This window comes from Arthrobacter sp. H41 (assembly GCF_000520535.1).
Classification (GTDB): Bacteria; Actinomycetota; Actinomycetes; order Actinomycetales; family Micrococcaceae; genus Arthrobacter_D.
In genome coordinates, this window is the sequence record NZ_KI914775.1 from 2,498 (window position 1) to 12,690 (window position 10,193).

The following is a 10,193-nucleotide window of genomic DNA, read 5'->3' on the forward strand; positions in this document are numbered from 1 at the left end:
TGTCAGGCCATCGTCGACGGTTATACCACCGCCCTGAGCAGCGGAGCACTCATCCTCGCCGCCGCCGCTCTCATCGTCACCTTCATGGTCACCACCCGTCCACAACACGAGCGATAGCAGCACATGACCCGATCTCGCAACGGTACCGCCAGGCGCAAGCCGCTCAAGCCGTGACTCAACCTTGTATTACCCCCTCCTGATAGATGCACATCGTTGGTAGTTCTTCGCTCGCATCACCGGAGGCAATCATGTCGTCGTTCGCCATCGATCTGATGCGCATCGTCGCCGCGGGAGGTACGGGACCCTGATTGTTCAAGCCTCATTGCTGCTTATCGACTCCGTGAAAAGACCGATGCGTTCCGTGATCGGGTGGGCCCGGCGTCAGCGCAGGGTGGGCGTGGAGGGGCGGGTGTCGAAGCTGCGCCTGTAGTCGGTCGGAGTGGTCGAGAAGGTGCCCGCGAAGTTCTGGCGGAGGGTGACGGCGGTACCGAACCCGCAGTCCGCGGCGATCTGCTCGACCGACAGGTCCGTGGTCTCGAGCAGACGCCGGGCGGTGTCGAGCCGCCGGGACCGTATCCAGGCGGAGGGTGTCGTCCCGGTGGCTGCGCGGAAGGCGCGGACGAAAGTGCGGCGGCTCATGTGCGCCTGCTCCGCCAGGCGGTCGACGGTGAGCGGTTCACGGAGGTTGCCCAGCGCCCACTCGAGCAGGTGCGCGATGGGATCGTCAGTGGAACGCTGCGGAACCGGGTGCTCGATGTACTGTGCCTGCCCACCCTCGCGATGGGGTGCGACGACGAGGCTGCGGGCTACCGTGTTCGCCGCCTCGGCTCCCAGACGGTTCCGCACAAGGTGCAGGCATGCATCCAGGCCCGATGCCGTGCCCGCCGAGGTCAGAACGTCACCATGGTCGATATACAGGACGGAACGGTCGAGGAGGATGTCCGGATGTCGCTCGGTCAGGGTGGTGAAGGCCTGCCAGTGTGTGACAGCGTGACGTCCGGCCAGCAGGCCGGCGTCCGCCACGGCGATCGCACCAAGACACAGTCCCAGAACTGGCACGTCCTGCTGGTGTGCATTCTGCAGCACGGCCCGCAAAGTGTCACTCAGTACGCGTCCGTCGTCGAACCACGACGGCACCACCACAACATCCGCCCCCACTGCCACGTCGGGTCCCTTGATCCCGGCCAACTGATAGCCCTCAGCCGTGCGGATCGAATCCGGGCCGTCGGAGAACAGACTGGTCGTCCAAGCTCCGAGCCCCTGCCGCGTGACCTCATCGAAGACCATCTGCGGAACGGCCAGATGAAACATTGTCACGCCGTCGAAGGCATACACCGCAATACGCACGAAAATCCTCCTTGTGGCCCGAATCCATTGTATATAGGCATACGTGCCACTGTTGCTTCGATGCTGCACCGTAAAGGATGGAATCAACGCCTATCCGGCGTGCATCGCCCCATTGATCCAGGAGAATCCCCCACCATGAGCAACCCCCGCCGCGCCCTCGTTCTCGTCGATGTCCAGCAGCAGTACTTCAGCGGCCTCCTCGAGATCCAGTACCCACCGCACGAACAATCCCTGCCGCAGATCGCTGCGGCCATCGATGCGGCCACCGCCGCGGGCATGCCCATCGCAGTCATCCAGCACACTGCAGGCGAAGGAGCTCCCGTCTTCGCCCCGGGTACGCCGGAGTTCGAACTACACCCCGAGGTTCAGAGCCGGCGCACCGAGGCGTGGAAGAGCGTCGTGAAGAAGTACGGCTCTGTCTACGCCGACACCGATCTCACGGAGTGGCTGCGTCAGAACCACGTCGACACCGTCACCCTCGTGGGATACATGACCAACAACTGCATCCTCGGCTCAGCGGTCGAGGCGGAAGGCCTCGGCTTCACCACCGAAGTTCTCTCCGATGCCACCGGTGCAATCAACATCAGCAACGACGCCGGTTTCGCTGACGCTAAGACCGTGCACACAACCCTGCTCGCACTGCTGAACTCCAACTGGGCCTCCGTCGGCACCACCGACGCCTGGACTTCGGCCCTGAACGCCCACCAGGCGCTACCCGGTAGCGACCTGGGCAACTCGGCAGCAGCCGGAGCGGCACGCGCCACCCAGTCCTGATCCTTCCCCATCACGACGGTAAGGACGGGCACGACGCACACCGATGGGGCCAATCCCAGGAGCATCCACTCCTTTCAAGGTGTCCCGAAGCGGGATCCTGTATGAAGCGGGGTGCCCGGATTCGATTTGATTCGTTCAGCGACGCGCTACAACAGGCGACGCCGAGAACGTGATCGCCGGCGCGCTTCTGATCATGGCTGTCAGCCGACCAAGCGCCCTTTCACTAAGCTTCTCGGGCGCTGCTCTCCGCCAGTAGACACTTCAGGTATTTACTCGCCACATACGCTCCGAGAGTCGCAAGCAAAGGCAACGCAACCAGGACCGCCGCTCCGTTGCTGCCGTGGAACAGGACGGCGGCGACACAGACCCAACTCAGAACCGCCGCGTAATAGACAGGCACCATCACCGTCTTCCCCGGCGCGAACGGAGGCAACGATTTCATTGCCTCGACGCTCGGCCGATCGGCATCAGCACGCTGACGATGCGTCCCCGGCGATAGCGTGCAGCCCAGAATGCTGCGACGGTAAGGATCAGCGGCGCGACCAGTAATAAGAGAGCGCCACTGGTCATGATTTCCAGCGTGGCGACCACGCCGAGCCAACACAGCGCCGCGAAGAACCTCGTGACAACCACCAGGTGCGCGACGAAGTGGAGACGGTCCGGAAGCGGGATCGTGAGGTCACCGGTATCGGTCATGACAGCTCCTTCACCAGCCGGGCATTCCCGGTAGGACAGCTCTGACAAGAACCATCAGAACACGGATCTGCTGACCAGGCCAGAAATCTCCGCATGGAGCATCCGCTCTCGAAAATACATGGGAGGTGTGTTCAGGGAAGCGACGAATCACTCGGTCGAGGTGGCTCCGGGATTCCGCGACAAGGCACGGTTGTTCAGAGCAGCGCGGTGAGTACGGGGACGGTAGTCATGAGTCCGAGCGCGATGAAGACCATTCCCGAGATGCGCCCTATCCATCGGGTGACCGGAGGTCGGTTGAGCCACGTGCCGGCGGTGTGGGCTCCCAGGGCCACGACGGCCAGATAGCCGCCGATCACTGCTGCGACGGTTCCGCCGATCACGGCGATGACGTACAGGGGGCTCACGTTGGTGGGAGTGAACTGGGGTATGAGGGCGAGGAAGAACAGGCCCGTTTTCGGGTTGGTGAGGCAGCACAGTACTCCGGCACTGAAGGCTGACCACCCGGTCGGTGGTGTGCTCTGGAGTTGCATATCGGCCGTGGGCATGTCGGCCCGCCCTTCCGCCAACGGGGTGCTGGATGGGGTTGGGTTGGCTCCGACGAGCACTTCTGCAGGGACGGACGTTCGGGTTGCTGTGCGAGTGTGGGTCGTGAGGGTACGGTAGCCGAGGTAGAAGAGGTAGGCCCCACCCAGAACGCGGAGGGTGTGGAAGGCTGCGGGTGAGTCCTGGAGGAAGGCCGCGACGCCGACGGCCACCAGGGCCGCCCACACGAAGATGCCCGATGCGGAACCCAGCGCGGCATAAAGGCCGGCTCGCCGCCGACGCAGAGCGTATTGCAGTGTGAGCAGCGTGTCCGGGCCGGGAGTGATGGCCAGGATGACGGCCACTCCTAGGAGGGCGAGGTAATTCGATGTGTTCACCGGAACGGCCTTTCATTCAAGGGTCGAGGCAGCACGACCGAGCAAAGTGCACGCGTGCATTCACGCACACCTTCGTGTGGCGGGAGTAGGAACACTGGACATCGTGAGCGCATCGAGGTCCATGTGTATTTAGAATGTCATCGACCGCTTGTATGGCACCAGCAGATATTTACGCACGATTGACAGTCGACGCCATACAATCAAAGAATGTTGGATCCACATCGGCTCATCATCCTGCGCGCAGTGATCTCCGCGGGTTCTGTTCATGGCGCCGCCGCCGGGTTGCATCTGGCTCCCGCGACGGTCAGCCAGCACCTGCGGATCCTGGCTCGGCAGACCGGACTGGTTCTGTTCGAGAAGAGTGGCCGCGGTATCGAGGCCACCCCTGCTGCGCTCCATCTGGCGGAAGAGAGCGGCAGGACCCTTGCTGACCTGGAACGCCTTGAGCGCACCGTGGCGGATCTCCGGGTGGGCCGGGCCGAGCGGATCACTTTCTCCTGCTTTGCTTCGGTAGCCCAAGCCTGGATGCCGCACGTTGTAGGTGCCCTCCGAATCGCCTCCCCGAGAACCGTGGTGGAAATCAGTATCAATGAACTCCATCCGAGCGGCGGAAGGCGACAACCGGACATCGAGATACGCAACGAAGCCCTTGACGCGGATCCCCTGATCCTCGACGGCTACCAGCGCCATGTCCTGACTGAAGAAGAACTGCGCCTGGTCTTACCCCTGGGCCACCCCTTGTGCTCCCAGGAGGTGGTCGACATGGTTCAACTGAGGGACGAACCCTGGATCGATCATGACATCAATGACGGGCCGACCGGTCGAATCATCGCCCGCGCGTGTACGACTGCCGGCTTCACGCCGCGATACGTCGCCCGTTTGGACGACCATCATGCGGCCCTCAGCCTCGCCGCTGCCGGCCTGGGGCTGACAGTTCTCCCCCCTATCGCCCTCACTGGTATGCCCGACAATCTCACCGTCCGACCCCTCGCGGGCCCCACCGTCGGTCGTCGGATCGTTGCCTTCGCGCGCACACACCCCGTTCGTGCCCGCCTCATCCATGACGCGCTCACGGCACTGCGGGAGATCGCCAGCCACACTGGAACGCCGCACCATCCGGACCCGCACGGCGGAACATCAACCGTCGCCGCACCTGGCCGCTGAACCGGTTCTGAGAACGACCGGTCAGGAGACCGCCGGCTCCTTGGGTGCAGTATCCTTGGGCGCCGCCTCCCGGGGCCGCGCATCCACTCCCGCCTCCTTGCGCTGCTGAGCAGTGATCGGTGCAGGAGCTGCGGTCAGCGGATCGTAGCCGCCGCCGGATTTCGGAAACGCGATGACATCGCGAATGGAGTCGGTTCCGGCGAGCAGGGCGACGACGCGGTCCCAGCCGAGGGCGATTCCGCCATGCGGGGGCGCGCCGTACTTGAATCCCTCGAGGAGGAAGCCGAACTTCTCCTGCGCTTCCTCCTGTCCGAGGCCCATCACGGCGAACACCCGCTCCTGGACATCCCGCTGGTGGATACGGATGGAGCCTCCGCCCAGCTCGTTACCGTTGCAGACGATGTCGTAGGCAAAGGCGAGTGCGCTTTCCGGGTCCTTGTCGAAGCTGTCCAAGAATTCGGGCTTCGGTGAGGTGAACGCGTGGTGCACGGCAGTCCATGCTCCCCCGCCCACGGCCACGTCTCCGGCGGCGACCGCTGCGGCTGCGGGTTCGAACATCGGGGCGTCGACAACCCATACGAAGGCCCAGTCACCCTCATTGAGAAGTCCTGTCCTCCGCCCGATCTCTACGCGTGCTGCACCGAGGATTGCACGCGACGGAGTTTTCTCGCCGGCGGCGAAGAAGATGCAGTCGCCGGGCTGGGCGCCCACAGCGGCGGCGATGCCCTCGCGCTCGGCGTCGTTGAGGTTCTTCGCGACCGGGCCGCGGAGGCCGCCGTTGTCGTCGATCAGGACGTAGGCGAGGCCCTTCGAGCCGCGCTGCTTGGCCCATTCCTGCCACGCATCCAGTTGGCGGCGCGGTTGGGACGCGCCCCCCGGCATGACGACGGCGCCCACGTACGGCGCCTTGAAGACACCGAAGCCGGTGTCCTTGAAGAAATCGGTGAGTTCAGTGAGCTCGAGCCCGAAGCGGAGGTCCGGCTTGTCGGAGCCGTAGTTCGCCATGGCATCCGCGTACGTCATGCGCCGGATGGGCAGCGGAATCTCGACGTCGATCAGCTTCCACAGCGCGGCGACCAGCTGCTCGCCGAGCGCGATGATGTCGTCCTCCTCGACGAAGCTCGCCTCGATGTCGAGCTGCGTGAATTCGGGCTGGCGGTCCGCGCGGAAGTCCTCGTCGCGGTAGCAGCGCGCCAGCTGGTAGTACTTCTCGAATCCGCCCACCTGCAGCAGCTGCTTGAAGAGCTGCGGGGACTGCGGCAGTGCATACCAGGAACCCGGGGCCAGGCGTGCAGGCACCAGAAAGTCCCGCGCTCCTTCGGGCGTGGAGCGGGTCAACGTGGGCGTTTCGATCTCGACGAAGCCGTCACGGTGCAGGAGCTCGCGGGCCACGCGGCTGGCCTCGGACCTCAACCGGAGGTTGGCCTGCGGTGCCGGGCGCCGGAGGTCCAGGTAACGGTGCTTCAGACGCGCTTCCTCGCCCACCTCGACGTGCTCGTCGATCTGGAATGGAAGCGGATCGGCAGTGTTGAGGATGGTGACGTTCTCCGCAATCACCTCGACGCTGCCCGAGGCGAGTGCGGGGTTCTCGTTGCCCTCGGGGCGCTGCTGCACGGTTCCGGTGATCTGCAGGACGTACTCGTTGCGCAGGCCGTGGAAGACCTCTTCCTCACGCACCACCACCTGCGCGATGCCCGAAGCGTCACGCAGGTCGAGGAAGGCAACGCCGCCATGATCCCGACGCCGGGCAACCCATCCGGCCAGGGTTACTGTGTGTCCAATGTGCCCGGACCCCAAAGATCCGAGTTCATGCGTGCGCAGCACGGCATTCCTTCCCACAAACGTGTCGCAGATAAGTGTTCACCTGCATAGTGTTAGATCGAGCCTGTCCGAGTTTACCGGTGATCATCCGGTGGGCGATCCAGAGGAAAATCGGTGAGCGATCCAGCGGAGAATCCGAGCGAAAATCGAAGCACAGATCCGACGTCGACCCAGGGAGGATTGCATGACCGACACCCCCGGACTTCGGCGGGCGATGGGTGGTTTCGATGCGACCACGGTCGGCATCGGCTCCATGATCGGCGCCGGGGTTTTCGTGGTCTTCGCCCCCGCCGCTGCAGCGGCCGGCAGCTGGCTTCCCCTCGCTGTCGTCGTCGCCGGCTTCATCGCCTACTGCAACGCCGCCGCAACGGCGAAACTCGCCACGGTGTATCCCTCGAGCGGCGGGACCTACATCTACGGACGGCGTCAGCTGGGCCCGTGGGCGGGTTTCCTCGCGGGCTGGAGTTTCATCACCGGCAAGCTCGCATCGTGTGCCGCGATGGCCCTGACGTTCGGCCTGTACGCGGCGCCCGGGTTCGAGACGGCCGCTGCCATCGCCGCCGTGGTCGCGCTGACGAGCGTGAACCTCCTGGGTGTCACGCGGACCGCCCTGCTGACGCGCGCCATCGTATCGCTGGTGGTGCCGGTCATCGCGTTCGTAGTGGTGGTCGCGTTCGCCTCGCCCGCACCGGATGAGCCGTGGGTGGCGGCGGCCAACGGCCCGGTGGGGGTACTGCAGGCCGCCGCACTGCTGTTCTTCGCCTTCGCGGGGTACGCGCGGATCGCCACCATGGGCGAGGAGGTGCGGAACCCGCGGAGAAACATTCCCGCGGCGATCCTCGGTGCCCTCGGGTTCACGCTGCTGCTGTACCTGCTGCTGGCCTTCGCCCTTCTCTCCGCGCTCGGTCCGGACACCCTCGCAGGCTCTCCGGCGCCGCTGCGCGATGTCTTCGACACCGTGGCGGATCCCGGCCGGCCACCGACCGGCGATGGCGGTGCCATCCCCCGCGCTGCCGTGACGGTCGCCGCCGCGCTGGCGAGCCTCGGGGCACTGCTCGCGCTGATCGCCGGGGTGGGCCGCACCACATTGGCCATGGCGAGGGAGGGCGACCTGCCGCAGGCGTTGTCGCGCATCTCGACGCGGTTCGGGGTCCCCTGGGCGGCGGACGTGCTCAGCGCCGTCGTGGTGGTGGTCCTTCTACTCACCACGGATGTGCTCACCGTGGTGGGCTTCTCGAGCTTCGGCGTGCTGCTCTACTACGCCATCGCGAATGCCGCGGCTTTCACCCTCCCCGAGCGCCAGTGGTATGCGCCGCGGTTCCTGAACGTCGTGGGTGCCGGAGGTTGCCTGGTCCTGGCGTTCACCCTTCCACCCGTGTCCGTGCTCTCGATGCTCGCCGTACTGGTGGCCGGGGTTCTGTGCCGGATGGTCGTGCTGAAAGTGCGGGGTCGGCCGTAGCCTGCTGCGCTACGACGCGTGCTCGGGGTTCCGTCCGATGACGGGACGGAGGTCGGCGGCGGGCGGCATCCACGATGCAGGGTCGGCTGCCACCTGCTCGCCGGAGCGGATGTCCTTCACCTCATGGGCGCCGTCGGAACCCGTGAACCAGACGAAGGGGATGCCCCGGCGGTCAGCGAATCGAATCTGCTTCCCGAACTTCTCTGCACTTGCTGCCACCTCCACCGGAATGCCGCGGGCACGCAGCGCCGAGGCGACGTCCTGCGCCTGCGACCACGCGCCGTCGTCGGCCAGTGCCACCAGGACCGCGGTGGGCACGGCGCGGCTGGCAGAGGCAAAGCCCTGGCTGAGGATGCGGGAGACGACCCGGGTGACCCCGATGGAGAGGCCGACGCCCGGGAACGTGCGGTTGCCCTTCGAGGCGAGGCTGTCATAGCGGCCGCCCGAGCAGATGGACCCGAGGCTCTCGTGGCCGTTCAGTACCGTCTCATAGACCGTTCCCGTGTAGTAGTCGAGCCCGCGGGCGATGCTGAGGTCCGCCACCACACGGCCGGGGGCGCGGCGGGATGCCTCGCCGATGACCTGCTCGAGCTCCGTCAGGCCCTCCTCAAGGAGGTCGTTCGTGACGCCGAGGGCTCGCACCCGCTCGACGAAGGAGGTGTCGGCGGTGCGGATCGCCGCAAGGGCCAGGGCCGATTCGATCTGTGCGTCGGAGGCACCCAGTTCATCGCGCAGGAGTTGGCCCACCTTCTCCGCACCGATCTTCTCGAGCTTGTCGATGCTGCGGAGGACCCCCGCCGAATCATCGAGGCCGATCCCGCGGTAGAAACCTTCGGCCAGCTTGCGGTTGTTCACCCGCAGCGTGAAATCGGGAAGGGGCAGCGCCCCGAGCGCCTCCACCACCACGAGGGCAAGTTCGACGTCGTAACGGAACGGCAGGACACCGTCACCCACGACGTCGATATCGGCCTGCGTGAACTCCCGCGCCCGGCCCTCCTGGGGCCGCTCACCACGCCAGCACTTCTGGATCTGGTACCTGCGGAACGGAAACGCGAGGTGGCCTGCGTTCTCGACCACATAGCGCGCGAACGGCACGGTGAGGTCGTAGTGCAGGGCAAGGCCTCCTTCGGAGGGTGATGCTTCCTCGGCTTGAAGACGCGAGACGGCGTAGACCTCCTTGTCGATGTCGCCCTTCCGCAAAAGCTGCCCGACAGTCTCCACAGCCCTCGTCTCGATGCTCGAGAAGCCGTGAAGCTCGAAGACGCACCGGAGCGTATCCAGCACGTGCAGTTCCACCAACCGCTCCTCGGGAAGCCATTCCGGAAAGCCGGAGAGCGAAGCCTTGCGTGCCATGAATGGTCTCCTGTCGTGGAACTGGGGTGCGCGGCATTCATTTTATGGGCTGCGAAGTCCACTGGCGAACCGGGAGGACGGGCGGGAAGACCATCATGGGTAAAGTAGCCTCAGGGCTGGAGTACCCGAAACCATCGCCGAAGGCGGTATGGAGGGCGGCGTCGTCGTCGACGGCTCCTACGGACTCCGGAACGATAGACTCATCAGTCCTGAACCAATGGCCGCGGCACGGCTCGCGTCCATCCGACGAGCGAAAGACTTTTAGCGGTGACAGACAGTCAGCAATCCGACGAAATGACCACTGGCAGCACTTCCCCCGAGGAAGAGGCGACGGCTCAGCCGGAAGCGCCAGCGGTTGAAACAGCAGCAGCGGAAGCGCCGGAGACGGCACCAACCGGTCAGGCTGATCAGACCGGTCAGGTGAATGACGATCCCCAGGTTGAAGCAGCCCGGACCGAAGCGCCCGAGATTATTCCTGAAGCTCCCGAGACCGCTCCTGGGGCTCCAGAAGCCGCGCCCGTGGCCGAAGCGGCCGGAGTTACTCCTGAGGCTGCTCCTGAGACGCCGACCGAGATACCAACCGAGATACCAACCGAGGAAATAGCCTCCGCGCTGCAGGATTCCCCCGCGGTACCCACGCAACTGGCCGACGTCGCGCC

General features: G+C 65.3%; 9 protein-coding genes and 1 pseudogene. 4 read left to right on the forward strand and 6 right to left on the reverse strand.

Features of this window, described 5'->3' with window-relative positions:
• Window positions 1-381: 381 nt before the first annotated feature.
• On the reverse strand, window positions 382-1,347 hold the full coding sequence (locus tag Y705_RS0104560) for a GlxA family transcriptional regulator (protein WP_026531988.1): 966 nt from the start codon (window positions 1,345-1,347) through the stop codon (window positions 382-384).
• A 135-nt stretch (window positions 1,348-1,482) separates the two neighbouring features.
• On the opposite strand from Y705_RS0104560, the gene Y705_RS0104565 reads away from it, so the two are divergent.
• Window positions 1,483-2,121, forward strand: a complete 639-nt coding sequence (locus Y705_RS0104565) for an isochorismatase family protein (protein ID WP_026531989.1) — start codon at window positions 1,483-1,485, stop codon at window positions 2,119-2,121.
• A 223-nt stretch (window positions 2,122-2,344) separates the two neighbouring features.
• Here Y705_RS0104565 and Y705_RS22660 read toward each other — a convergent pair whose 3' ends face one another.
• The 3 genes from Y705_RS22660 to Y705_RS0104580 all read right to left on the reverse strand — a co-directional run bounded on the left by Y705_RS22660 (window position 2,345) and on the right by Y705_RS0104580 (window position 3,737).
• Window positions 2,345-2,563 carry a hypothetical protein gene (locus tag Y705_RS22660; RefSeq protein ID WP_216698747.1) on the reverse strand — a complete coding sequence of 73 codons (219 nt, stop codon included), beginning with the start codon at window positions 2,561-2,563 and terminating at the stop codon, window positions 2,345-2,347.
• On the reverse strand, window positions 2,560-2,817 hold the full coding sequence (locus tag Y705_RS0104575) for a hypothetical protein (protein WP_026531991.1): 258 nt from the start codon (window positions 2,815-2,817) through the stop codon (window positions 2,560-2,562). The genes Y705_RS22660 and Y705_RS0104575 overlap by 4 nt, the downstream gene beginning before the upstream one ends.
• Before the next feature lie 194 nt (window positions 2,818-3,011).
• On the reverse strand, window positions 3,012-3,737 hold the full coding sequence (locus Y705_RS0104580; protein ID WP_049822276.1) for a LysE family translocator: 726 nt from the start codon (window positions 3,735-3,737) through the stop codon (window positions 3,012-3,014).
• A gap of 207 nt (window positions 3,738-3,944) precedes the next feature.
• On the opposite strand from Y705_RS0104580, the gene Y705_RS17435 reads away from it, so the two are divergent.
• Window positions 3,945-4,901 carry a LysR family transcriptional regulator gene (locus Y705_RS17435; RefSeq protein WP_081737785.1) on the forward strand — a complete coding sequence of 319 codons (957 nt, stop codon included), beginning with the start codon at window positions 3,945-3,947 and terminating at the stop codon, window positions 4,899-4,901.
• Window positions 4,902-4,922: 21 nt separating this feature from the next.
• Here the strand turns inward: Y705_RS17435 and aspS are convergent, their stop codons facing one another.
• Entirely contained in the window at window positions 4,923-6,725 is a 1,803-nt protein-coding gene (gene aspS / locus Y705_RS0104590) for an aspartate--tRNA ligase (protein WP_026531993.1), read from the reverse strand.
• Window positions 6,726-6,906: 181 nt separating this feature from the next.
• On the opposite strand from aspS, the gene Y705_RS0104595 reads away from it, so the two are divergent.
• The gene (locus tag Y705_RS0104595) at window positions 6,907-8,181 is read left to right on the forward strand and encodes an APC family permease (RefSeq protein WP_026531994.1); all 1,275 of its coding nucleotides are present in this window, start codon (window positions 6,907-6,909) and stop codon (window positions 8,179-8,181) included.
• A gap of 9 nt (window positions 8,182-8,190) precedes the next feature.
• On the opposite strand, the gene hisS is transcribed toward Y705_RS0104595, so the two are convergent.
• On the reverse strand, window positions 8,191-9,534 hold the full coding sequence (gene hisS / locus Y705_RS0104600; protein WP_026531995.1) for a histidine--tRNA ligase: 1,344 nt from the start codon (window positions 9,532-9,534) through the stop codon (window positions 8,191-8,193).
• Window positions 9,535-9,828: 294 nt separating this feature from the next.
• Here hisS and Y705_RS22665 point away from each other — a divergent pair.
• A pseudogene (locus Y705_RS22665) lies at window positions 9,829-10,193 on the forward strand (hypothetical protein); the annotation flags it as partial.

Bases quoted from the DNA above. Each gene is read 5' to 3' on its own strand.
- Y705_RS0104595 (WP_026531994.1), top strand. From the start codon at position 6,907: ATGACCGACACCCCCGGACTTCGGCGGGCGATGGGTGGTTTCGATGCG.
- Y705_RS0104565 (WP_026531989.1), top strand. From the start codon at position 1,483: ATGAGCAACCCCCGCCGCGCCCTCGTTCTCGTCGATGTCCAGCAGCAG.
- Y705_RS17435 (WP_081737785.1), top strand. From the start codon at position 3,945: ATGTTGGATCCACATCGGCTCATCATCCTGCGCGCAGTGATCTCCGCG.
- Y705_RS22660 (WP_216698747.1), bottom strand. From the start codon at position 2,563: ATGAAATCGTTGCCTCCGTTCGCGCCGGGGAAGACGGTGATGGTGCCT.
- hisS (WP_026531995.1), bottom strand. From the start codon at position 9,534: ATGGCACGCAAGGCTTCGCTCTCCGGCTTTCCGGAATGGCTTCCCGAG.
- Y705_RS0104575 (WP_026531991.1), bottom strand. From the start codon at position 2,817: ATGACCGATACCGGTGACCTCACGATCCCGCTTCCGGACCGTCTCCAC.